Source organism: Reichenbachiella sp. 5M10, assembly GCF_002742335.1.
Taxonomy (GTDB): domain Bacteria; phylum Bacteroidota; class Bacteroidia; order Cytophagales; family Cyclobacteriaceae; genus Reichenbachiella.
Window position 1 is genome coordinate 1,588,675 of record NZ_MDGR01000007.1, and the last position, 23,633, is coordinate 1,612,307.

18 protein-coding genes and 1 other RNA gene are annotated in these 23,633 nt (G+C 44.8%); 9 read left to right on the top strand and 10 right to left on the bottom strand.

Annotated features, from left to right (window positions below; all coding sequences use genetic code 11):
* The first annotated feature begins 5 nt into the window (after window positions 1-5).
* The 3 genes from BFP72_RS06365 to BFP72_RS06375 are packed head-to-tail and all read left to right on the top strand — an operon-like array spanning window position 6 to window position 2,947.
* Window positions 6-647: an O-methyltransferase gene (locus BFP72_RS06365; protein WP_099598340.1), complete on the top strand. Its 642-nt coding sequence runs from the start codon at window positions 6-8 to the stop codon at window positions 645-647.
* Complete coding sequence (locus BFP72_RS06370; protein ID WP_099598341.1) at window positions 644-2,545, top strand: LysM peptidoglycan-binding domain-containing protein; 1,902 nt, start codon at window positions 644-646, stop codon at window positions 2,543-2,545. The genes BFP72_RS06365 and BFP72_RS06370 overlap by 4 nt, the downstream gene beginning before the upstream one ends.
* Before the next feature lie 6 nt (window positions 2,546-2,551).
* Window positions 2,552-2,947, top strand: coding sequence for a response regulator (locus BFP72_RS06375; protein ID WP_099598342.1), 396 nt, complete (start codon window positions 2,552-2,554; stop codon window positions 2,945-2,947).
* A 68-nt stretch (window positions 2,948-3,015) separates the two neighbouring features.
* Here the strand turns inward: BFP72_RS06375 and BFP72_RS06380 are convergent, their stop codons facing one another.
* A complete protein-coding gene (locus tag BFP72_RS06380; RefSeq protein WP_099598343.1) occupies window positions 3,016-3,255 on the bottom strand; it encodes a hypothetical protein in 240 nt (79 codons plus the stop codon).
* On the opposite strand from BFP72_RS06380, the gene BFP72_RS06385 reads away from it, so the two are divergent.
* On the top strand, window positions 3,242-3,640 hold the full coding sequence (locus BFP72_RS06385) for a hypothetical protein (protein WP_143519962.1): 399 nt from the start codon (window positions 3,242-3,244) through the stop codon (window positions 3,638-3,640). The two genes, BFP72_RS06380 and BFP72_RS06385, sit on opposite strands and share 14 nt — an antisense overlap.
* Here BFP72_RS06385 and dnaX read toward each other — a convergent pair.
* Entirely contained in the window at window positions 3,591-4,712 is a 1,122-nt protein-coding gene (gene dnaX, locus BFP72_RS06390; protein WP_099598345.1) for a DNA polymerase III subunit gamma/tau, read from the bottom strand. The genes BFP72_RS06385 and dnaX overlap by 50 nt on opposite strands.
* Window positions 4,713-4,926: 214 nt before the next feature.
* Between dnaX and BFP72_RS06395 the strand changes: the two genes are divergently transcribed.
* From BFP72_RS06395 to BFP72_RS06405, 3 genes are all read left to right on the top strand, one after another.
* Window positions 4,927-5,235 (top strand): hypothetical protein, encoded by a 309-nt coding sequence (locus BFP72_RS06395; protein WP_099598346.1) that lies wholly within the window; start codon window positions 4,927-4,929, stop codon window positions 5,233-5,235.
* A gap of 150 nt (window positions 5,236-5,385) precedes the next feature.
* A complete protein-coding gene (locus BFP72_RS06400) occupies window positions 5,386-6,390 on the top strand; it encodes a hypothetical protein (RefSeq protein ID WP_099598347.1) in 1,005 nt (334 codons plus the stop codon).
* Window positions 6,374-9,061, top strand: coding sequence for a CHAT domain-containing protein (locus BFP72_RS06405; RefSeq protein ID WP_099598348.1), 2,688 nt, complete (start codon window positions 6,374-6,376; stop codon window positions 9,059-9,061). The genes BFP72_RS06400 and BFP72_RS06405 overlap by 17 nt, the downstream gene beginning before the upstream one ends.
* A gap of 175 nt (window positions 9,062-9,236) precedes the next feature.
* Here BFP72_RS06405 and BFP72_RS06410 read toward each other — a convergent pair whose 3' ends face one another.
* The 4 genes from BFP72_RS06410 to BFP72_RS06425 all read right to left on the bottom strand — a co-directional run bounded on the left by BFP72_RS06410 (window position 9,237) and on the right by BFP72_RS06425 (window position 15,549).
* Window positions 9,237-10,694, bottom strand: a complete 1,458-nt coding sequence (locus BFP72_RS06410) for a TolC family protein (RefSeq protein WP_099598349.1) — start codon at window positions 10,692-10,694, stop codon at window positions 9,237-9,239.
* The gene (locus BFP72_RS06415) at window positions 10,687-13,854 is read right to left on the bottom strand and encodes an efflux RND transporter permease subunit (protein WP_099598350.1); all 3,168 of its coding nucleotides are present in this window, start codon (window positions 13,852-13,854) and stop codon (window positions 10,687-10,689) included. The genes BFP72_RS06410 and BFP72_RS06415 overlap by 8 nt, the downstream gene beginning before the upstream one ends.
* A gap of 31 nt (window positions 13,855-13,885) precedes the next feature.
* A complete protein-coding gene (locus tag BFP72_RS06420) occupies window positions 13,886-14,971 on the bottom strand; it encodes an efflux RND transporter periplasmic adaptor subunit (protein WP_099598351.1) in 1,086 nt (361 codons plus the stop codon).
* 146 nt (window positions 14,972-15,117) lie between these two features.
* On the bottom strand, window positions 15,118-15,549 hold the full coding sequence (locus BFP72_RS06425) for a hypothetical protein (RefSeq protein ID WP_099598352.1): 432 nt from the start codon (window positions 15,547-15,549) through the stop codon (window positions 15,118-15,120).
* Window positions 15,550-15,934: 385 nt separating this feature from the next.
* On the opposite strand from BFP72_RS06425, the gene BFP72_RS19420 reads away from it, so the two are divergent.
* Window positions 15,935-17,287, top strand: coding sequence for an RICIN domain-containing protein (locus tag BFP72_RS19420; RefSeq protein WP_099598353.1), 1,353 nt, complete (start codon window positions 15,935-15,937; stop codon window positions 17,285-17,287).
* A gap of 167 nt (window positions 17,288-17,454) precedes the next feature.
* On the opposite strand, the gene ssrA is transcribed toward BFP72_RS19420, so the two are convergent.
* The 4 genes from ssrA to BFP72_RS06450 form a co-directional block, all read right to left on the bottom strand.
* Window positions 17,455-17,850: a transfer-messenger RNA gene (gene ssrA / locus BFP72_RS06435) on the bottom strand.
* 236 nt (window positions 17,851-18,086) lie between these two features.
* Window positions 18,087-18,428 (bottom strand): T9SS type A sorting domain-containing protein, encoded by a 342-nt coding sequence (locus BFP72_RS06440; protein WP_099598354.1) that lies wholly within the window; start codon window positions 18,426-18,428, stop codon window positions 18,087-18,089.
* Between the two features lie 231 nt (window positions 18,429-18,659).
* Window positions 18,660-20,351, bottom strand: coding sequence for an OprO/OprP family phosphate-selective porin (locus tag BFP72_RS06445; protein ID WP_099598355.1), 1,692 nt, complete (start codon window positions 20,349-20,351; stop codon window positions 18,660-18,662).
* Window positions 20,352-20,490: 139 nt separating this feature from the next.
* Window positions 20,491-21,495: a bifunctional oligoribonuclease/PAP phosphatase NrnA gene (locus BFP72_RS06450; protein ID WP_099598356.1), complete on the bottom strand. Its 1,005-nt coding sequence runs from the start codon at window positions 21,493-21,495 to the stop codon at window positions 20,491-20,493.
* Window positions 21,496-21,706: 211 nt separating this feature from the next.
* Between BFP72_RS06450 and BFP72_RS06455 the strand changes: the two genes are divergently transcribed.
* Complete coding sequence (locus BFP72_RS06455) at window positions 21,707-23,632, top strand: tetratricopeptide repeat protein (RefSeq protein ID WP_099598357.1); 1,926 nt, start codon at window positions 21,707-21,709, stop codon at window positions 23,630-23,632.
* Window position 23,633 lies beyond the last annotated feature (1 nt).

The window sequence follows — 23,633 nt, forward strand, 5'->3', positions numbered from 1 at the left end:
TTATTTTGGAATTTATAGATAGAGACATACAGCGATACGCCGAGCAGCATAGCTCACCTTCCAGTGCATTGCTGACGAAAATAGAACGAGAAACACACCTTCAGGTACTCCGTCCCAGAATGTTGTCGGGACATATGCAAGGCCGGATATTGTCTATGTATTCGCATATGCTCAGACCTCTTTGTATACTGGAGATTGGAACCTACACAGGCTATTCTGCTTTATGTCTGGCTGAGGGAATGCCCGCAGAAGGACGATTGATTACCATTGATGTCAACGAAGAACTAGAAGAACGGGTCCGTGCTTACATCGCCGAGTCACCTTATGCTCAGCAGATTGATTATCGAGTGGGCAATGCTCTAGAAGTCATTCCTCAATTGGAAGAGACTTTTGACTTGGTGTTTGTTGATGCAGATAAGTCCAATTACCAAGCGTATTTTGATAGGGTACTACCCAAAATGCGACGAGGAGGTTTCATCATTGCTGACAATGTCCTATGGAGTGGCAAGGTGGTCGAAGAAGTTAAAAGTACGGATAGGGATACACGTGCATTGCTGGCGTTTAACCAATATGTGCAGGAACATCCTCAAGTAGAAAATGTACTCATGCCTGTGCGAGATGGGCTTATGATTGCCCGTGTATTATGAGATATAGTTTGATTGTTCTTCTTTTTTTGATAGGTTTTTCGCTCCATGCTGAGGATCCGTATCGTCCCAAAGTCCCATCGTCTATGGAGTTTGCGGGGATGAAACTCAAGATCACAGATGCCGCACGCAACGAAATCCAAAAAGATGTAGATATGCTCACCAACAGTGAGAAGTACTTTGAGATCAAGGCGGATCGTGCAAGACTCTATTTTCCCATCATCGAAAAAACACTGAAGAAAGAAAATGTCCCGGATGACTTCAAGTACTTGTCTTTGCAAGAAAGTGCATTGATATCGGATGCTGTCTCTTCTGCCAATGCGGTTGGTTTTTGGCAGTTCAAGGATTTTACTGGAAGGGAAGTGGGACTTCGTATTGATCGCAGTGTGGACGAGCGATTGAATATAGTGGCGTCTACAGTAGGTGCTTCTAAGTACTTTAAACGACACAATTTTTATTTCAACAATTGGATCTATACGCTTCTAGCGCATATGACTGGGCGTGGAGGAGCAGCAAAGTACGTGGACAAGGACCAGTTCGGGGCAAATCGCATGACAATAGATCGCAAGACACACTGGTATGTCAAGCGGTGTTTGGCACATAAGATTGCGTTTGAGCATGTGATGGAGAAGAAGCATAGTGAAGGGATGCAACTCATCGAGTTTGAGCAAGGGGGAGGCAAGACACTGTCTAAGATCGCAAGTGAGCTGAATGTTAGCGAAACAGACCTCAAGCAATACAACAAATGGCTCAAATCAGGCAAAGTACCTGAGGAGAAAACGTATGTGGTCATCGTTCCCGTCAAGGGCAATATGAAAGGTATCGTGAAAATCAGCGGTGGTGTGGAAAAGCCAGCTGCAGCCAAATCCGATGAGCCTAAGAGCCAGTTCGAAAAGATGTTTCCGTCACTGAGCAAAGGTCTCAATACCAACGAGAGTATCTTTATCAAAATCAATGGGCTACCTACGGTTTTGGCCAAGCCAGGTGATGGAGTGATCAAGCTTTCTCGCGAAGCAGGGATTGAACCTGAGCGCTTTGCCAAATACAATGATATTCAGGTGACAGATGGTTTGGAAGTGGGAGAGGTGTACTACCTACGGTCCAAAAGAAATCGTGGACAGACCTATTACTACACGGTGCAACAGGGGGAGACACTTTGGAAGGTGTCGCAGAAGTTTGGTGTCAAAATGCATAAACTGGCTCGACTCAATCGCATGATGACTATCGATCCACTCGTGGCAGGTCGTGTGATGTGGCTCAGAAAGCGTAGACCAAAGGATGTCCCAGTAGAGATTAGAGAACTGCCAGCCATGCCAGTAGATGAAACTATACCTGCGAAAGAACTTCAGGAAATACCAGAGGACCAGATCGAACAAGAGCGATTAGAGCCTGCACAGGAGGAAGCCTATGTGCCCGGACCCGAAGAGGTAGAGTCGCCTCTGCCAGAGGAACTCAAAGTGGAAGAAGAGCCTGTCGAGAAGGAGGAGCTGCCTGAATTTATGGAGGTAGGGGAGTCTGCAGCAGAACCTATGGTCGAACCTGTAGTCGTGGAGCCTAACTTAGAGAAAGAGGAGAAGGGGAGTTATTTTCGACATACGGTCAAAAAAGGGGAGACCTTATATGGAATATCCAAGAAATACGGGGTCTCCGTGAGTGACGTTCAGGAATGGAATGATCTACAAAATGGAGAGCTTCGTATTGGACAGGAGCTGGTGATTCATGGAGAGGGGCGCCCTTTTCAGTTAGAGCCAGAGCAAGTTGATTTTCATGTGGTAGGCCCTGGGGATACAATGTATAGTATTTCTAAACAGTACAATATGCCAATAGAAGACTTGCTGCGTATCAATCAAAAAGATAATTTTGCCCTTTCGATAGGGGAAAGAATAAGAGTAAAGGAGTAGGAGAGAATGGGGGATTATAGATGTGAGCAGGCCTTGTTGATAGACAACAATGCCACGGATAATTTTGCTCACAAGTTGGCGATAGTAGAGTCACAGCTGGCCAGGGAGGTCAAAGTAGTGACGAGTGGGAAGGAGGCGATGGAGTATCTACGGTCCAATGGGCCTAAATTGCCCGAATTGATCTTGTTTGATGTACAAATCCCCGTAGTAGAGGGGCAAGTGTTTTTGCATGAGTATGCTTCACTTACCTATCTAGAGAAGTCGAAGACCAAGATAGTTGTGCTGACCTACAACAAAGAGGTAGCTCACCTCGAACGACTATTGATCAATAGTGAAATCAATTATTTCATGACCAAACCCTTGACTTTAGAAAGTTGTGCACGCATGGGCGCGTGGATGTAGAGTCATGATCATGAGATAGCCATGTTGTTGATAAGGTATGTGAGATCCACAGTTGCTGATGTGGATGATTAGAATTCTGTATCCAATCCCAAAGCATCTCGGAGCTTGTGCAAGGTTGGATTCTTTCGGGCCATAGCAGCGTAGATTTCAGTGCTCGTGTAGGGCTTCCGGTCTTCTACTTTGTCCGAAAATTTGTACCCAATTTGGATCATGGAGTTTCTAAGCTCTGTTCGGAGGTACTCGAGCATTTGTACTTCGATATTTTGGACCATGCTTGACTCGACACGGTTGGATATGGGAAACTCCATAGTTAGTTCATTGAGAACAAACGGGCGTTTAAGGACATTTTTGACGGAGACAGATGGAGAGAATTTGTTGATGTATTCTGTGATTTTTTCTGAGATCAATTCCTTAGTTACTGGTGTGTTTTCGACGATGACAGGTGTTTCTTCTGCGGGTACAGTTGTGTTTTCTACAGCTTGTGGCTTTTTGAATATGTCTTTGAGGTTTGGGGTCTCTTTGGATTGTGGAGATAAGTTGCCTGTAGGAGGGGTTCGTGGTGTCGGTTTTGGCGCACTAGGAGGTGGAGTCGTTGGTGCAGTTTTAGGAGCGACAGGAACTGCACTTTTCGGAGCTGGAGCTGTTAGGCTGTCGCTATCAATTTTTTTTTTACCTGCGACTCGGTGCTGGTAGACAATTGAAAAGCCTGATTGAGGTAGCCTAGTTTCATCAAGGCCAGTTCGACATGCAACCTTTGATTTTTACTGGATTTGTATTGTAGATCCGCTTGGTTGAGGATGTTGAGGCCAGACATGAGGAAAGAGAGGCTGATCGCTTTGGCCTGCTCAGTGTATTTTTGTTCGATGCTCTTCGATACATTGAGTAATTTGACCGTTTGAGCATCTTTGCAGACCATCAAATTTCTAAAATGCTCCGTGAGCCCGACAAGAAAGTTGTGTCCGTCAAATCCGTTTCGTAAAATCTCATCAAAGATCAACAGCGACGAAGAGATGTCTTCGTGATACAAATGATCTGAGAGTTTGAAGAAGTAATCGTAATCTAGGACATGCAGATTTTTGATCGTGTCTTGGTAGGTGACCTTGCTGCCAGAAGAAAAGGTAACGATCAAGTCGAAGATCGACAATGCATCCCGTAAGGCTCCGTCAGCTTTTTGGGCGATGAGGTGTAGTGCCTCGTCTTCAGCCTCTATGCCCTCATTACTTGCTATCTTTTTGAGCTGGTAAGTGATGTCATCGATCTCGATCCTGTTGAAGTCAAAGATTTGACATCTGGATAGGATCGTAGGGATGACTTTGTGCTTTTCTGTCGTCGCAAGGATAAATATCGCATACGATGGAGGTTCTTCCAGTGTCTTCAAGAACGCATTGAAGGCCTGATTGGAGAGCATGTGAACCTCATCAATGATGTATACCTTGAATGAACCTTGCTGGGGAGGGTAACGTACCTGATCGATCAGGTTTCTAATGTCCTCCACAGAGTTGTTGGAGGCTGCATCAAGTTCGTAGATGTTAAGTGTGTTGACAGCATCCGTATTGTTTTGGTCTTCAAATTTGTTGACCATTCGCGCGAGAATACGTGCACAGGTTGTTTTACCTACTCCTCTTGGTCCACAAAATAACAGGGCTTGAGCCAAGTGGTTGTTGTCAATGGCATTTTTGAGAGTAGTCGTAATGTGGCTTTGTCCCACTACTTCATCAAAGCCCAGAGGTCTGTATTTTCTTGCCGATACTACGAAATTCTCCATGCGTGCAATTTAAACATCCACTTCATTATATTATAAATGTCCCTAGGAAATATTTGAAAGTAGAAAGGAGGTTTTCAAATGTTTTGTGTCCAGGGTTGAAGGTATAGTGCTGATTAAATTATTGGTATTGAATTTGTTAACCCTTTGTGGTGTCAGTCTATGGCTCGAAAATGGCTCGAGTAGGCTGATTTTGTTTCACCGATATTCAATAGCTATGTTAAAGAAAGGAGTTTTAATCGCGATGATTTTAGGATCATTTTGGAGGGTGTCTGTAGGTGGTGCTCTTTCCAAGACGGACCAGACTGCAAACAAAGAAGAAAGCACGATGGTTTTTTATCAAACTAGGCAGCATGCATGGGTGGTAGAAAAGGATGGTTCGCAGACAGAAGTTGTTGTGTATGGTCAGATTTCCAAGAACAAATACTGGGTCAGAGAATACCGAGGTAGCCGACAGGGGAGAGTCAAAGCCAAATACATGAAACCGATATCCAAACGCAAAGTAAAGCGGGAGTACTCTAAGTGATTGTTTTTGCAGTGGAGTCAGCACCGAATGTATGTTTGCGGATGTTTGGAGACAATACGGTCTTTGTAGCTATCATGGTAGAGTTTGAGAGGATTGTTTCTTTTATAGAGAAATGAGGGTAGATTTGAGGCAAACAATCTAACTCGTTGCATGTTGAGAAAAATCACTTTTGGCACCATGGTTTGGTGCCTGCTGCTACTGCACAACTTGGAGACAAGGGCACAGGGTTGTAGCGATGCTGGGTTTTGCACGATGGGTGCTATGAAACCAGACCAGCAGTATAGCAAAAACATCGATTTTAAACTTCGCTCAGTGGAGATCAATGCCTACCGGGGATCGACCACACTGACTCCTATTATTTATGTGTTGACAGCTGACATGACCTTTGCCATCACGGATCGTTTGTTTGTACAGGGCAAAATACCCTATCAAGCAGTGGAGGGCAACCTCGGCAATACCAAAGGATTGGGAGATATCTCATTGAGTATGACACGTCACATGATGACTTTGGCCGGAGGGTCACTCAGTGCTACAATAGGCGCCAAGATCCCGTCCAATCATTCGGATTTGGACAAGGATTCGGATGAATTCCTCTCCGAAGGCAGTGATTATCCGATGTATTACCAGGTGAGTCTGGGGTCTTATGATGCAATATTGGGAGGCTCATGGATCAACGAAAAATGGCTCATAGCGACAGGGATTCAAATTGCCTTGACGGAAAATCAAAATGATTTCAGGTGGGGGCAATGGCCCGGTTATCCAGATGGAGAAATTCACTACGATGAAAATGGGGAGGTAATCATCGATCCATATATCGAGGAGTATGCACTAGCCAATAATTTGAAAAGAGGAATTGACGTGATGGTGAGGCTGGAACGCAATTTTAGATTCACCAATTTCAATTTCAATGTCGGGTTATTGCCTATCTACCGCATCACACATGATGAGCGATTAGATTTCAATACCAACAAGCGTATTAAAATAGACGGGACGACGGGATTGGCCCTTTCTGCACTCGCAGGAGCGGGGTATAGTTTTGATGTTAAAAACAGCATCAAGTTGATCTGGGGGATCAAACTGAAGCAACGCGACGTGAATCCCGACGGTTTGACAAGAAAAATGGTAACCAGCGTAAGTTATGTCTATAGGTTTTAAAGGAAAGTGTGCTGTCATCTTGCTGCTATGGGGATACTGCACGATCGAGTCTGTGGCGCAGGACTATGAGGCTGCCAACCAACTGCTACTACAAGCTCGATATGAGGAGGCTTACGAGCAGTTTGACGCATTGACTCGACAATATCAGGCGAGTGAAGCGAGCGAGGCATATATTCAGTGCAATTTGAAATTGGCAGAGTGTGATCTAGGACGCGGCAAGGTAGACGCGTGTATTTGGAGAGCACAGCAGACCATGGAGATTATTCGAGACCGAGCAGAGGATACGGTGTTTCTTATGGCTCATACTAGGATGCTACTTGGCAATGGCTTTTTGCACATTGGGAGAAACGATCTGGCCTTGGAGCAATTGCTCTTGGCTGAGCCGGGTTTAGCGCCTAGGAGCGTGGAAATTGCCGAATGTTATGAAAATATCGGGATTGCTTACTGGGACAATGGGAACTCCGAGTTGGCACTGCAGTATCATGAAAAAGCACTGACTATTCGTCAACAAAAGCAGGTTTCTGAGGATGCGCTGGGGGACTCCAACAACAATATCGGATTGGTGTACCTCAAGGATGAGCCACTACAGAGTCTTATCTATTTTAAGCGGGCACTCGCATATTATACTTCTAGTAAGATCACCAATGATCGAAAGATCGCTCTGTGTTATACCAATTTGGCATTCGCACAGGCAGAGTTGCAGCATTACCCAGAGGCGTTGGACTATCTCAATCAGATCGATCAGATATGGGCTGACGTATATCCTGGAGATCATGCCAACAAGGCTTTCGTATTGAGTAGTCGAGGTAGGGTGTTCAAGATGAAGGGGGAATTGGACCAAGCGTTGGATTACCAAAAGCAGGCCCTTGGGATGTATGTGCGACTCTATGGAGATAAGCATCCCGATGTAGCGAATACTTATTTCTTGATAGGGCAAATTCGTCAGGAGCAACGTGAATTTGAATCTGCTGCCATTCATTATCAGCAATCTATCTATGCCAACCTTTTTGATCAGGAATCTCTGACCATGTACGATCTGCCTCGTATCGAAAATTACTACAACGCCAACATCTTGCTGTCCTCCTTGCAAGCGAAGGCCAAAGCAATGGAGGCCTATCATTTTGAGCGGACGCTTAAAATGAGGGATATCGATGGGGCTTTGCAATTGTACCTGTTGAGCGACGAACTCATTGGACAAATCCGTCAAACTCGCATCAATGAGGTAGACAAATTGAGGCTTTCGGCCATTGCATCGCAGGTGTATGAGAACGGTATCACGATTGCCAAGTACTTGAGTGAGCACAGTTTACGTAAGAGACATTATTTGGATATTGCATTTGAGTTTTCCGAGAGGAGCAAAGCGGCAGTCCTTTTGGAAGCCATCAACGAGACCAAGGCCAAGCATTTTGCGGGCATACCGGATGAAGCACTCCATACTGAGGACAGTCTCAAGGATGAGATAGACTACCTAGAGCAGATGTTGGTGCAAAAGGAAGTCTCTGAAGCAGATCGTCAGGATTTTAAAGAGCGTTTATTTAGTAATCAATCCATGCTTCGAGATTTTGTAGCACAACTCGAACAGGACTATCCATCCTACTATCAGCTCAAGTACAACCGTGAGTTGGTCAGTGTGGATCAGCTTCAAGCTCAACTCCGCCCTGGTGAGTGGGTATTGTCATATGTCTTGGGAGACAAAGAATTGTTTATCTTTTCGATTACACAAGACAGGTATGAACTTATCACGCTAGATAAAGGTGACAAGTTTGAGCAAAAGATTGTGGGACTCAGGAATACGATCAAATATCAAATGCAAGGTGATTTTGAACCATTGGCTCGTGAGTTGTATGATATGCTTATTCCCAAGATACCGCGTGGGACAATGACTCTTACGGTATTGCCTGCTGGGATTTTGTCAGTGATACCTTTTGAGAGTCTGGTGGTGTCGGATGAGGGAGATCCCGTTCGTTATTTGATAGAAGACGTAGCTGTCAATTACGATTATTCTGCGACGCTACTGAGTCAGACCAGCCAACAGACCGTAATGCCTGAGGATAAGGTGCTCTTGGTTGCTCCGGTGGATTTTGTGGATAGAGCAGGGGTAGCTAGTCTGCCAGATACACGGGTAGAGGTGCGGGAGATTGAGTACCTCTTCAAGGGAAACAATGCTGCCGTAGAAATGATGTTGGAGACCAATGCTACAGAGGGAAATCTGAAACACAAGCTCGAATCCAACTATAAATATGTGCATCTCGCTACGCACGGAAAAGTCAATGAATCCATGCCAGCATTGTCGCAAGTGTACCTAAATAAAGATGACCATGATGATGGTAGCCTCTACTGTAGTGAGATCTACAACATGCACATCGATTCGGACCTTGTGTCCTTATCTGCTTGTGAGACAGCATTGGGCAAAATATCCAAAGGAGAAGGGGTGATAGGTCTCAGTCGTGCACTCAAGTATGCGGGTGTGCAAAATTTGATGGTGTCGCTCTGGCAGGTCAACGATCACTCTACGGCAGATTTGATGATATCATTTTACAAGAATCACCTCTATCACTCGGATCGAGCAGGCTATAGCGATGATTTGCGCAAAGCCAAGTTAGAGTTGATTCGTTCGGGCAATTTTGCTGCTCCGTATTATTGGGCTCCCTTCGTTCTTGTGGGGAAATAAAGAGGCGTTGTGCCATGTCTTGGTGTGTTTTGTTGCCATGAGGGGACGCGGTTTATTCTATATCAATAGATATACAGGAAAAAAGAAGCCACTTTGCATGGCTACAAAGCGGCTTCTAAACTGTTAAAACTTAAAATCTATATTCTTCAATCTGGATATAATCTAGATTCTAATGCTATTCTGTGGTAACATCTTCGTATGTCCATCCACCTCCCAGCGCCTGGTAGATATTGACCTTGGCATTGAGTTGTTGGATTTTGGTCTCGACCAGTTCGAAACGAGAATGTAGTGCGTCGCGCTGCGTCATGAGGACCTCCATGTAGTCTGCTCTAGCAGATTTGAACAGGTCATTTGCGATCACAATCGACTGGTTGAGCGCTTCTACTTCTTGCTCTTTGAGCGAATAGCTTTGCTCCAAGTTGCTAATATTGGATAGCTGATTGATCACATCGATATAACCCTTGAGTATGGCCTGCTCGTAGTTGTAGACTGCTTGGATCTGCTTGGCATTTGCACTGAAATAGGTTGCCTTGATCGCGTTTCTGTTGATCAAAGGAGCCGATATATCACCTGCTAGGGAATACAACAGTGACTCTGGTGATTTGATCAGGTATTTCGGATTGAAAGCCTGAAAACCAATCCCTGCGGTGATACCTACTGATGGATAGAAGCGAGCTTTGGCTACTTTGATGTCCAGTTTGGCAGCCTCTAGCTCCAGTTCTGCCTGACGAATGTCCGGACGATTGGCGAGCATCTGGGCGGGTATTCCTGCGTAGATCAAACCTGGTACAAGGTCTTTGAATACCTCAGCATTTCGCTCGATAGGTTGAGGGTAACGCCCCACGAGGTAGTTGATCTCGTTTTCCTTTTCGATGATTTGCTGTTGGATGCCATATTGCAAGCTTTTGGTACTCAGTACTTCTGCTTCGAACTTGCGTACGGGCAAGGAAGTGATCCGTGAGGCCAGTTGCTGCTGCTTGACGATTTCCAAGGCATTGGTCTGAATCTCGATGTTTTGCTGCACGATGGCCAATTCATTGTCTAGGGCAAGTAGCTCATAGTAGGCGCTGGCTATATCCGAGATCAAATTGGTGACCATGAAGTTTTTGCCGTCGATAGATGCTAGGTATCGTTTGACGGCAGCCTTTTTGGCGTTACGCAGTTTTTTCCAAATATCAATTTCCCAAGTCGCGTAAGCCCCGAGACCGATGTCTGGTACGGGGTCAGGCATGGCTTTGCCTGGTTTGATATCTGTGGTAGCTTCGCTCGCACCCTGTGGGGTGTAGCGACCGACTTTTTCAACTCCACCACCAGCACCTATGCTTACAGAAGGGAGGTATTCTCCCTTTTTTGCACGTACTTCGAATCGAGCGATCTCAATCTCTTGCAGCATGATGTTCAGCTCCTGATTGTTGTGCAGTGCTGTGTCGATCAGTGCTGTGAGGTAGGGATCACCAAAATACTCCTGCCACGTGACCTGTGCAGTGTTGGTAGAATCCTGAGAACCAGTGAAGGTGTCAGGTAGGGAGTCTGTATTTTCCGTCTTGGTAGTCGTCAAGTCCGGAGCACAGCTCCATACGCATGCCGCTAAAATCGACGCTACGAGACATTTGTTTATTATACTCTTAATCATGGTGACTATGGTTTTCAGTTAATGGCTCAAAATCTTCGTCTTTGATGAGTTGACGCCCTTCGGCTATCGTGCCGAAAATGTAGTAGAGACCTGGGACGATGATCACTCCGAAGACAGTACCGAAGAGCATGCCTCCTAGAGCCGATGCTCCGATGGTTTTGTTGCCTATCGCACCAGGTCCACTCGCAAGTACCAGAGGAATCAATCCAGCGATAAATGCAAATGAAGTCATCAGAATAGGACGGAATCGTACTTTCGCTCCCTCAATGGCTGCATCGAGTACTGCCATACCTTCTTGGTGTTTTTGCACGGCAAACTCCACGATAAGGACGGCATTTTTGCCCAATAGACCGACCAACATCACCAGTGCGACTTGGGCATAGATGTCGTTGGACAAGCCCATGGCCTTGATAAAGAGGAAGGATCCAAATACTCCTGCAGGCAGAGAAAGTACCACTGCTAGAGGTAGGATGAAACTCTCATATTGTGCGGAGAGGACGAAATAGACAAAGATCAATACAATCAAGAAGATGTAGACTGCTTCGTTACCACGAGCGACTTCATCTTTTTGCAACCCAGCCCAGTCTATGTCATATCCTCTAGGTAGTGTCTGAGCAGCTACTTCTTGGATGGCTTGAATGGCTTCACCACTACTGTAACCAGCAGCTGGAGCACACCGGATTGAAGCAGTCGTGTACATGTTGTATCGGTTGACCTCATAGATCCCTTGTGTCTTTTTGATCCGCATAAACGACGAATAAGGAACTTCTTCTCCGATATCGTTTTTGACATAGAGCTTCATGATGTCCGTCGGTAGTTTTCTGTATGCCGGATCTGATTGGACAAATACTTTGAAGAAACGACCAAACTTGATGAAACCAAGGTCATAGGTACTACCAATCATGATCGAGAGGTTGTCCATAGCCTTGCCTATGGAGACACCTTTTTGCATGGCGAGTTCATTGTCGATTTCCAGCTCATACTGTGGATAATCTGTACGGTAAAACGTAAAGAGGGAAGTTAGTTCTTTTCGTTTTTCCAGCTCTGCCATGAAGTCTTCGTTGACTTTGCCTAGGCGCTCGTAGTTGATGTCGGTGTTCTTGTCTAGCAACTGCAAGGCGATACCGCCTGCGGCACCATATCCAGGTACAGCTGGAGGGTCAAAGAACTCGATTTTTGCTCCAGGGATGTTTTTGGCTTTTTCTTCCAACTCTTCGATGATTTCTTTCACCGTATGGTGACGATCATGCCATGGCTCCAAGTTGATAAGCAGTGTGCCAGAATTGGACCCTCTACCTTGTGTCAATATTTCGTACCCAGCCAATGAGGAGACGGATTTGATGCCGTCTACTTGCAGAGCTTTCTTTTGTAGATCACGGCTGATCGCATAAGTTCTCTCCAAAGTAGATCCTGGAGGAGTCTGCAATACCGCGTAAATCATCCCTTGATCCTCAGAGGGTATGAAACCGGACGGTAGATATTTGGTGATGCCTATCGTGCCTAGAGCAAATACGATGAGGAGACCAAAGGTCACGACTCGACGATTGGCAATGACTTTGAGTAAGCCGACGTATTTGCCTGTGAGTTTGTCGAAACCACTATTGAACCCGTCCATAAACTTGTTGAAAACCGTCTTCTTTTTTGGTTTTCCATGGTCATTTTTTAGGATGATCGCACAGAGCACAGGAGTCAAGGTCAACGCGACGATTCCTGAGATCACAATCGATGAGGCCATTGTGATAGAAAATTGACGGTAGAATATCCCAACTGGTCCAGACATGAAGGCCACAGGTACGAATACAGCCGTCATCAGCAGGGTGATTGCAATGATCGCACCGCTAATTTCCCCGAGTACTTCCTTGACAGCTTTGAAAGGGGAGAGGTGTTTTTCTTCCATCTTGGCATGGACAGCTTCCACTACTACGATCGCATCATCTACTACAATGCCAATGGCAAGAACTAGGGCAAAGAGGGTAATCATGTTGATATTGAGCCCGAAGGCCTGCATGACAAAAAAGGCACCAATCAGCGATACAGGTACTGCGAGTGTTGGAATCAGCGTTGATCGCCAATCTCCCAAGAAGATAAATACCACAATGGATACCAAAATGAAGGCGTCTCTCAAGGTATGGATCACTTCGTCAATCGATGCGTCCAAAAAATTGGATACGTCGTAGCTGATTTCATACTCTATCCCTGGAGGGAAATCCTTCTTCATTTCTTCCAACTTTGCTTTGACATTCTCTATGACTTCAGTCGCGTTGCTACCATAGGCTTGATTGAGTGTGATGGCCGCAGAGGGGTACTCGTCTTTGTTGGAGTAGATATCATAGTATTCACTACCTAGTTCCACATCGGCGACATCTTTGAGTCGTAGGATTTCGCCTTCTTCGTTGGCTCGGATGATCACATTCTTGTATTGGTCGGCATCACTGTACCGGCCCTTGTAGGTCAATACATATTCGATAGCCTCTGAGCGCTTGCTGTCTGCACGGCCCAATCGCCCCGGAGAACCTATGATACTCTGCTCGTTGAGTGCGTCCATGATCTCTTCGGAGGAGATGTTGTATGCACGCATGCGATCAGGGTTGAGCCAGACACGCATGGCGTACTGACGACTACCTACGATTTTGGCTAGACCGACACCTTCGATCCGTTGCAACTCTGGCAGCATGTTGATATAGGCATAGTTGAATATGTACTTCATGTCCACATTGGTGGTGTCTTTTCCGTAGAGGTTGACATACATCAGCATGTTGGGCATCAGACGTTGTACACGTAGACCTTCCAGCTGTACGATTGCCGGGAGTCGGTTTTTCATCTGTTGTACACGATTGTTGATGTTGACCACCGCTTGGTTGGGATCACTTCCTTTGTGAAATACGATCTGTATGTTTGCTTCGCCAGAACTAGCGGCTGTAGAAAACATGTATTTCATGCCAGGTACACCATTGATGGCTTGCTCCAAAGGAATAAGCACAGAGTTGGTGAGTACGGTCGAACTAGCTCCAGGATATGAGAGATAGACCACTACCATAGGTGGTGCTATATCCGGGAATTGTGATTTGGGTAACGTTTTGATGGCAAGTGCGCCCATAAACATGATGACCAGTGAGATCACGATGGCGAGTGCAGGCCGACGTATGAATTGCTGAAACATTTTCTTCTTGTTTTAAAGCTTTGAAATAAGTTTACTCTGCGTGCAATTTCAAGTGTGAAATCACGTCGTTGGGGTCTTCGTAATCATAAGAGATTTTGTCATTTTCTCTAACAAGACGTAACCCTTCAAGAAGAATCTTGTCATCAGTTGATAGCCCTCCTTCGATTGCGTAGAGATCTGACATCTCTGCCGCTATAGTGATGACTCTGGATTTGACTACATTGTCTTTGTCCACGACGAAAACATACTTTTTATCCAGTACTTCGAATGTGGCTTTTTGAGGAATGATCAAAGCGTCATTCAAATCTACATTGACGAGGACATTGCCTGTCTCGCCATGTCTCAACAGAAGATCGGGGTTAGGGAAAGTTGCTCTGAATGCAATGTTACCCGTTTGGTTGTTGAAGTCTGCTTCGATGGTCTCAACGACACCTGTATGGTCAAACATCTTGTTGTTGGCCATGAGGAGTTTGACCTTCATCAGACTACTGTCTTTTTTTAAGTTGAGTCTGTAGTCCAGGTATTCAGCTTCTGGGACGTTGTAGTATACCCACATTTTGCTATTGTCTGACAAGTCCGTGAGCAAGTCGCCTTCATCGACCAAGCTACCTGGTCTGACATGGAATCTATCCATGATGCCCGAAAAGGGTGCTTTGATGTTGGTGAAACCTAGATGAATCTGAGCCAGCGATAGAGCCGCTTTGGCTTTGTCATATTTGGCTTTGGTCAAGGCCAGTTCGTTGGGTGCCACGATGTTTCGCTCTGCCAAGGATTTGGTGTTTAGGTACTCAATCTTGGCAAAATCTGCTTCGGCTTCCGCTTTTTGCAATTCTGCATTGTAGAGTAATGGCATGATTTTGAACATCAGTTGTCCCTTTTTGACGTATTGTCCTTCGTCGACAAAGATGTCCTGCAAATACCCTCTCTCTAGAGCACGAAGCTCAATATGACGAATGGCTTTGATTTGACAGACGTATTCTTTGGTGATAGAGGTGTCCATTTTGACAGGACTTGTCACCAGAAATTTCGTTTCTAGTTCTTTATGTTTTTTGTGTGATTCACAGCTTGTCAAATAGATTAGCGTATACAAGCATATGAACATGATTGAATTTTTCATGTTTTTTTGTTAAAGGTTGTAGTATGATGAAAGTGAGTGTGTATAAAACACATGGGCCTGCCTCTATCATTTATTTGATAGAGATCAAGCAAAAAAATAATCTTGGATTGAAGGCTATAGACCTATGTCCAGTAGATTAAATTATTTCAAATTCTAAATACTTGAAATAGAATGTGCCGACAGGAAGTGGCACAAGAAAGGGTTTGACCTAATAATAGGCTCGCATCGATCGAAAAGGAAAGAATCCAACGGTAATGACTGTCAGAATAATCCAAAAGAAAATGACTGATTTCTACATGCTTTTTGAGTGCATGAATCTTGTCGTCTTCCTCTTCTTCGACTTTTTCACAAAGGATTTCCTCGGTGTGATGGTGGTGACGCTCAGTGTCACGTGGATGAGGACGATAGGTGTCTCCGAGTTCGATGATGTGTACTGGATTACCTCCTAAGGTATGTTGATTAGAAACCGTTGGGACGCTCGTCTTGTAGGTATGCGCTGACAACTGACCATAGCCACTGAATAGAATGGCTGCCAGTACTGCAAGCGATAGAAGATGTTTAAATAGCGTTTTTAACATTTCGACATCAAAGCTATAAAAACTATTTCGAAATTATCATAGAGTAATGACGTATTTTATTTCGATTAAGTGAAATGACCTAGGTAAGATGCTTAGAGATTGGCTACTAGCTTCCTTGTTTTTTAGTTGTAGAGACCTGTTTTTTTACTATTGTATTTTTTTTATATCCATCTGTCTTTATCTAGTCTAGGAGGTGTTTTGTATTATATTATTTCTTTTATGTTCTGTTATACAGTTAGTTATGAGTATTACCGTTAGGTGAGAAAATCTTCATTTTCTTGTGAAAGTGGATTATAAATTCATAATATTGGTGTGTTAATAATTGGTATATCAATTTAATGTTATCCAATTTTTGACGCATGATTATTACTAAAACTAATTTACTATGACTAACAATTACACATGGAGATGGGGTCTCAGGAGACTCTGTGTCCTAATCATGGCAGCTGCCATGATTTTTGGATGCTCAGAAAATGAGCTGTTGGAAGTGAGCGACTTGGCTGTCAGCTCTCCAGAATCTGCCACCCCTGAGGTTGGTAAGAAGTACTATCTCAAGAATAGGAAAAGCGGACGTTACCTTGATGTAGAGAATAAGAGCAATAGCAACGGTGCTAACATACAGCAGTGGGGTACTTCTGCAACCACTTCTTCGACTCATCGTCAATGGGAAATCATCAGTACAAGTGATGGCTATGTGCGACTCAAAGGTGTGGATAGTGGAAAAAGCATCGAGGTGTCTGGTGGTAGCAATGTCAATGGTGCGAACGTGCAGCAATGGGCCTATCAAGGTACTACTCACCAACAGTGGCAGATCCTATCTACTGGAGATGGTTATTATCGTTTGAAAAATCGCGATAGTGGGAAATCTATGGGGGTAGCAGGAGGAAGCACTTCCAATGGAGGCAATGTAGAGTCTCGTGCTTGGAACGGAGCAACCAAGTTTCAATGGATGTTTGAGGAAGTCGGTGGTAGTACTGGTGGCGGTGGAGAGCCTACAGGCACAGCCAGCAAACCTTCGGATCTGATGGATAACTGCAACCAGTGGAAGATCACTTATCCAGATGGAGTCGAGGACAAGACTTTGTGTGGAGAGAACAACAACGAATACTTTTATGTCAATAGTGCCAAGAATGGTATTGTGTTCAGAGCACCTATTCGTAGTAACAATGGTACCACGCCAAATTCTGATTATGTACGATCGGAATTGCGAGAACGCAAGACAGACGGTAGTTCGGACATTTATTGGACTACTTCTGGCAAGCATGTCGTGTATGTCAAGCAAGCAATTACTCACTTGCCTATCAATAAGGATCATTTGGTGGCCACACAAATTCATGGGAACAAAGATGACGGTATTGATGACGCCATGGTATTGAGGTTAGAAGGTTCACATCTCTTCTTGAGTTTCAATGGAGGTAAACTCAGAAGTGACTTGACGATCAAAACAAATTATTCCTTGGGAACAGTGCATGAAGTGATCTTTGAGGTAATTGACGGTAAGCACTACTGCTACTATAGTGAAAATGGAAACCTGGCCAGTGCCTATGCAAGCGGTAATGCATCAAGCTATCTCGTGAAAGACGGTAGTAGTTCGTATGTAATGAATAAGAGCTATGGCGAGGCATATTTCAAAATCGGTAACTACACACAAAGCAATGCTGAAGAAGAAGGAAGTGATACAGGGAAGTCAAACAACTATGGAGAAGTTGTTGTGTATGATTTTTATGTGCAGCACTGATATGGAGTACGGGTTTAGTACCCACTTGTAAGACTATTTTGTTAAATGAAGAAGGACTGCACCGAAAGGGCAGTCTTTTTTTTGTGCTTGTCGATCATTTACAATATTTAGAGATGCAAAAGCCTCATACATACCGTATGAGGCTTTTGTATTCTTTGTATGGGATTAAGTGGAGCCGGAGGGAATCGAACCCTCGTCCAGATAAGGTCATATTGGACCCTCTACATGCTTAGTTGTCACTTAGGATCTCGTAGGAAGGCTGGCGGACAACAACCCACTTTTCCTACCAGTTACTTTAGCTTCGCTATCGGTTAGCAACTTGACCTCAAGCTAGTCTTACGAGTTGACACCCCTTGATCCCGCTTGTAAGACGAAAGCGTGGAGGGATGTGTCTGCCTCGAATCTTATCCGAGGTTAATAATTTTAGCTATCAGCTAAAATTAAGCAGCCATGGCGTAATTAGATTCGCCAAATATGATTTGAGTAAATTGATCACGTGTGCTTACTCACCACCCGACATGCAAGTACAATATTCACACTTACTGTCAATACCGGTCGGCCCCATTTTCAAAGATCATTTCCCCCTGTGGTAGGAGGGCAGCAAAACTAGTCATTACCTTGCTAGTAATCGGTATATACGGAAGAGATTTTGTTGTGTTGGGATTTTGGGTTCCAATCCATTGGCGAAAGCACGTAGTGTGTTCATAGGGTTGACACGTGGATAAATCAATAGGGGGCGGACATGAAAAAAGCCTTGACTCAATAGTCAAGGCTTTGGTTTCGTTTCTTTTTAGTGGAATTATTTCAATTCCATGGTTTTGGTCACGCTGTATACGCCGTTGGATACAGAGTAAGAGTATTGACCTGCTGGGAATGCAGACAAGTCAAAGCTTTTAGCGTATGTAGTGTTTGCTACGTCTTTGTCAGAATAAATCAGTGCACCGTAGGCGTCATAGATTTTTACTTTGACCACTTCTCCTTCTAGCTTGTTGAATTTCACTGCTACTTTAGCATCTGCCATTGCTAGAATCTGAACATTCAACTCAGAGCTCACGACTTTGTCAGCTTTTTCGCCTGCGAAAGCCAAAGTAGACATTGCAACAAATAGGGATAGGGCGATTGTTTTGATTGTAGTTTTCATGTTCGTAAATTTTATCGTGTTTTGAAATTGATTACGATGCAATGATAGAGCAAGATTGTAGACTTGAAAACCCCAAATCGGTGAGCTTTATTTTTTTCTAGGTGAATTGAAGGATTCAATATTTCAGTCGAAAGGGCAGCGAGTTTGATAGTGTATTATGTCCTATCGCTTCAGAATACGGTTGAATTTTCTAGTGCTCGAGCCTGTATTCAAAGCCTCAACTTGCTTGGGCTAATTCAATAATAACAGGATACGGGTGTTGAGCCCAGAAGTGTAGCCCTGCTCTCCAAGTTGGTCAAGTTGGATATAGCGAAAATTAAAACTGACATTGGCGTATTCTGTGGGCCACCAGTTGAGCCCGGCTGAATAAATATTCATGATGCCGTGGTTGATGCTTCGGCTATTGGTGTCGTAGTGGGAGTAGCGAGCGGTCAGTTCCCAAGCACCACGTCCACCTTGGGTGACACCTATAGCTACTGGAATGGGACTGACGGTTCCGTTTTTGTAGCGGTAGGCGCGGCGTTCTCCACTGAGTACCCAAGAGCCTGTGGTTTGGAAGGTAGTGTAAGTGAGCCGTTCGCCTCCCGTGACATCCAATTGGTTGATGATGTATTCGGAAAAGACCCAAAAGGGCCCAGTGATGAAACCTATTTCGGTATCAATCAGATTCATGCTATTTGTTTGGATTGCCCCCGTTTGGATGAAGCTGACGGATTTGTCAAATTCAGGCGTGATGCCGTATTGCGCACCACTATGTCCGTTGGAGTACCGATTGCCTATGCCAAGATGGATGAGTTCGTTGCTGGTCTTGGAAGCCCATGGTACACCGGTAATTCTTGCTGCGATGACGGATTCGGTGTTTTCAAAATCCGTATCTTTTTCGAGCCAAGGGTTGAATGCTCCTAACGCCCAAGAGATTCGTTGCTTTAGAAGGTTGCCACTGAGTTGGGCGCCTATGTTCCTACCTGGCTGGAAGGCGTCCGAGGTTCTTTCTTGCATGGAGTTGAAAAGAGATGAAGGAATGCGCTCCAAAGACATGGGTTCTTTTTGTTTGCCTATGCTGAGGACAATTTGCTTGGGCAATGGGATGTCGAGTCGATAGTCATAAAACGTCAAGTTGTTGAGATCACTGCCTTCAAATCCTTTTTCGAATGCATTGGTGGCTAAAAATACGGTGTAGGTCCACGGCTTTTTCATGAGCTTGACTGTCCCTATTGCGCCAAAGCGGAGTCCGCGGATTTCTCCTCCCGCGTTGGGCTGTAGTTTGCCGACTTGGTTTTTACTTTCTTCATTTTGCGAAAGCCAATACAGGCGATCCATGGCCAGTGCTGCGAAGAAGAGCCCTTTGAAGTTTTTGGTATTCCAGTGGTTCCATTTGCTGCCGTCGCTGTAGTTGACAGGTAGAGCGATGGGGGGAGGGCTGTATGCAAACCACCGTAGACGTGAATAGGGGTCCTTGGGGGTGTCGATTTCGCTATTGTCCTCTTCGAGGCGATTGATGCGGATCGATCCATCGTTGATCGCAAAGGTGATGTACGGGTCCATATCGAGCCAAATGTCAAAGTTCTTGCGTGGGTCGCTGTTGAGGATGATGAAGCGAGGAGTGGTGTCAATGGTAAGGTTGCCGACGAGGTACCCATCATTTGCATTCAATACGATGGCTTGGTCTGGCTTGGCAAGGCTCTCTTGAGAAACCAACTCTAGTTTGTCATCGATGATCATCAAATCCGCGTGGTAGAGCGAGGAGTCCGAACTGCTCGTCAATATGTTGACATTTCGGATGAGTAGTGTATGATGGTTTGACGTTTGAGCCGATACACTATGAGACAGGTGCAGTATAAATATCATATAGCCTGCAAGGGCAAGTATATATGCATGCCAAGCTCGCGGGACTGCTGGCAAGTAGGCTGGAGTTTGGTTCATAGGATAAAGTGATCTTGGGTATGTCAAGATCACTGTCTATAATATTAGCCAATTATTTATCTGAGTACAAGCTTTTTATAGGGGTTTCTTTCTCGAGTTTGATGATTTAGAAATTGTAAGAGAATGTCGAGTAGAACCACTATCCTTTTGGGAAATACAGTGGGACCAAACTTTTGATTTTGTCTAGAGTCTCCTGTACCGTGAGGTTACTCATGCCTCCAGCGGCGTTGGCATGTCCTCCTCCTTCAAAATGTTCGGCAGCCAGTAGGTTGACAGGGTTATTTTCTCCTTTGGAACGGAAGGATATTTTGATGATGCCATCACGCTCGGTAAACATGATGGCGGCCTTCATACCTCGTATGGACAGGGCGAGATTGGCCAGACTGTCTGTGTCTCCTTTTTTGAAATTGTACTGGGCTAGTTCTTCTTTGGTCAAGGGAACAATAGCCACATGATAGTCTTCCATGATTTCTAGTTTTTCGCTCATGGCATAGCCTTGTAGACGCATTCGACTCTCCGTATTGTTGTCGTTGAGCGCTTCGTGGATGAGGTGATGCTTCACCCCAGCGGCCAATAGCTTGGCGATCAATTCGTGGGTGCGAGGGGCGACGGCAGGGAAACGAAAGCTCCCTGTGTCAGTCAATATACCGAGGTATAAGGGGGTGCCGATGTTTTCGTCGAGTAGGTCGATGTGTCCAGACTGATCTATGAGCTCCACGATCAACTGCGCGGTAGACGAGGCAGAGGTGTCCGATACAGCCAATGTGGGAAAGTCCTGGGGATTGAGGTGGTGATCAATCATTATTTTCTTGCAGGTAGCTGCTTCCAATAAGGATTGCATCTCTGGTCCTACTCTGTCCGTCCCGTTGTAATCCAAGCAAAAGATCAAATCTGCTGTCTCAAAAGCTTCGGTCACTTGCTCGGGGTGATCAGTCATCAGTAGGATGTTGGAAGTGTCCAGCCAGTAGAGAAAGTCAGGTGCTGCGTCCGGGTGACATACTACAGCTGACTTGCCCAATTTTTCTATGAAATGTAGCAGGCCTAAGGAAGACCCCACCGAGTCCCCATCGGCAGATTTGTGTGCGGTAATGACGATGTGAGAAGCGGCAAGTATCTCTGCCTCGATTTGTTTGTAGATGTTCATCCGAATATGCTTTTGAGGGGTAGTCCCGTGTTGAGCGCAAACTTACTCCGACTACATAGAAAAGCCTTCGATTTTTTTCGCATAGTGATGCTTTTTTAGTTGACCTTGCTACTTTAGCCAAAGGACTTTGTCTTGGATGGGCTGGTGTACGGTGCATTGCTACGTCGTCCTACAATCAGTGTGGTTTTTACTTTGTTAATCTACTTAAGAGATGAGAACTGATGTCGTCGCAGGTGTGTTTTTAATACTGCATTTGACTTGTGTGTCGTGGGGGTATGGACAAGAGGAGGTGGATAGCTTACAGCAGATTATATCTCGTGATCATAGAGATACGTCTGCGGTGATTGCTCTGAATAGCCTTTCCAAAGTATATTATTATGCGGGGAATGATTCATCTATCGTAGTAGGGCAAAAGGCTGTGTCTATCGCAAAAAACATTAGTTATCACGAAGGACTGAGCAAAGCATATTATATGCTGGGCTTGAATCAACATGTTTTAGGGCAGTTTGAACTTGCCTTGAGTTATTATGACAGTTCGTTGAGATGTAGTGAGCAAACCAACGATTCTACTTTGCTTACTTATATACTAAAACAGGTTGGCAAAGTATACAGTGATAAGGGGGATTTCACCAAAGCACTGGATAATTACCTGGAATCCTTAAAGATAAGGCGTATCCTAGGTGACACGCTAGGTGCAGCCGCAGTGCTCAATAATATTGGTACCGTCTATTGGCGTCAAAACAACTATGACAAGGCACTGAGCTATTATCAGCAAACATTGGAAATAGAGAAGTCCATGGGGGCTTTCACCGAGCAAGCATCCACGCTGGGCAATATTGGACTGATTTATATGAGCCTTGAGGATTACCCCAAAGCGTTGAACTATTGTTTGAACTCCTATAATCTGTTGGACTCCTTGGGAGAGCAATGTCGGTTGCTCTATCCTGCAATTAATATGGGACAAACGTACCTCGAGTTAGATAGTTTGGATGAGGCACTTCAGTATCTGCAAACCAGTCATGACTTGTCTGTAGCGTGCAATATTCCTGAAGGGGGGTGTCAGTCTTTGTATTCTATAGGACAAATCTATTTTAAGCAGGGACTATACGACCTTGCCGAGCAAAAATGGAAAGAGGGGTATGAGCTAGCAGAAGAGTATGACTTAAAAACCTCCAAAATGAGTTTAGCCGAGTCGCTATTTGAGTTGTACAAATCCAAAGGTGCTTCTGATCAAGCCTTGCATTATTTGGAGATCACGTTCAAACTCAATAGTGAACTTTTCAATGAAGAGATGACTGAGCAGCTGACGACATTGGAGCTCAACTATGCATTCGAGCAGGAGCGTGACTCACTGGAGTTTCAAAAGCAATCCGAATTGCTGTCGGTCAATGCCCAACTAGATCAGCAGCGGTTGATGAAGTATGTAACGATAGCTGGGTTTATGATTGCATTGATTTTTGTTTTTGTGATCTATCGCTACTATCGACTGAGTCAAAAAGCTAAATCCATTTTGGAAAAGAAAAATAAAACGATCTCTGAGGCACTAGACGAGCGTGAGGTGCTACTTCGTGAGATTCATCACCGAGTCAAGAACAACCTACAGGTCGTGAGCAGTTTGCTCAATATCCAGTCCAAATATTTGAATGACGAGCTGGCCAAGAAAGCCGTACTGGAGGGGAGGAATAGAGTACAGTCCATGGCATTGGTTCATGAAAAGCTGTACCAATCCGAAAATATGTCCCAAGTGAATGTCAAAGAATATCTACAAGAGTTGGCCAATGCGCTGTTTCAATCCTATGATGTGTCCGAAGATAGAGTGAGATTGTCAAGTCAGATAGAGGTAGTAGACTTATCGATCGACACGACGATTCAGATTGGGTTGATTATCAACGAGCTCGTGTCCAATGCCTTGAAATATGCTTTTCCTGATACCAAACAAGGGGTGGTTTCTCTATCTCTCCGAAAAGTAGAGGGGATTCATGAACTAGAAGTCTCGGACGATGGTGTGGGTATAGCTTCACCAGATGATCTATTGAAGTCTTATGGCTATAGGATTGTAAGGTCCATATCTAGAGGACTGGGAGGGACGATCACGATGCAGCATGATCAGGGGACTTTTTTTAGACTAACGTTCTAAT

Coding starts and splice junctions, on each gene's coding strand:
- BFP72_RS06370 (WP_099598341.1), top strand. CDS start 644: ATGAGATATAGTTTGATTGTTCTTCTTTTTTTGATAGGTTTTTCGCTC.
- BFP72_RS06375 (WP_099598342.1), top strand. CDS start 2,552: ATGGGGGATTATAGATGTGAGCAGGCCTTGTTGATAGACAACAATGCC.
- BFP72_RS06385 (WP_143519962.1), top strand. CDS start 3,242: ATGGGAAACTCCATAGTTAGTTCATTGAGAACAAACGGGCGTTTAAGG.
- BFP72_RS06380 (WP_099598343.1), bottom strand. CDS start 3,255: ATGGAGTTTCCCATATCCAACCGTGTCGAGTCAAGCATGGTCCAAAAT.
- dnaX (WP_099598345.1), bottom strand. CDS start 4,712: ATGGAGAATTTCGTAGTATCGGCAAGAAAATACAGACCTCTGGGCTTT.
- BFP72_RS06395 (WP_099598346.1), top strand. CDS start 4,927: ATGTTAAAGAAAGGAGTTTTAATCGCGATGATTTTAGGATCATTTTGG.
- BFP72_RS06400 (WP_099598347.1), top strand. CDS start 5,386: ATGTTGAGAAAAATCACTTTTGGCACCATGGTTTGGTGCCTGCTGCTA.
- BFP72_RS06405 (WP_099598348.1), top strand. CDS start 6,374: ATGTCTATAGGTTTTAAAGGAAAGTGTGCTGTCATCTTGCTGCTATGG.
- BFP72_RS06410 (WP_099598349.1), bottom strand. CDS start 10,694: ATGATTAAGAGTATAATAAACAAATGTCTCGTAGCGTCGATTTTAGCG.
- BFP72_RS06415 (WP_099598350.1), bottom strand. CDS start 13,854: ATGTTTCAGCAATTCATACGTCGGCCTGCACTCGCCATCGTGATCTCA.
- BFP72_RS06420 (WP_099598351.1), bottom strand. CDS start 14,971: ATGAAAAATTCAATCATGTTCATATGCTTGTATACGCTAATCTATTTG.
- BFP72_RS06425 (WP_099598352.1), bottom strand. CDS start 15,549: ATGTTAAAAACGCTATTTAAACATCTTCTATCGCTTGCAGTACTGGCA.
- BFP72_RS19420 (WP_099598353.1), top strand. CDS start 15,935: ATGACTAACAATTACACATGGAGATGGGGTCTCAGGAGACTCTGTGTC.
- BFP72_RS06440 (WP_099598354.1), bottom strand. CDS start 18,428: ATGAAAACTACAATCAAAACAATCGCCCTATCCCTATTTGTTGCAATG.
- BFP72_RS06445 (WP_099598355.1), bottom strand. CDS start 20,351: ATGAACCAAACTCCAGCCTACTTGCCAGCAGTCCCGCGAGCTTGGCAT.
- BFP72_RS06450 (WP_099598356.1), bottom strand. CDS start 21,495: ATGAACATCTACAAACAAATCGAGGCAGAGATACTTGCCGCTTCTCAC.
- BFP72_RS06455 (WP_099598357.1), top strand. CDS start 21,707: ATGAGAACTGATGTCGTCGCAGGTGTGTTTTTAATACTGCATTTGACT.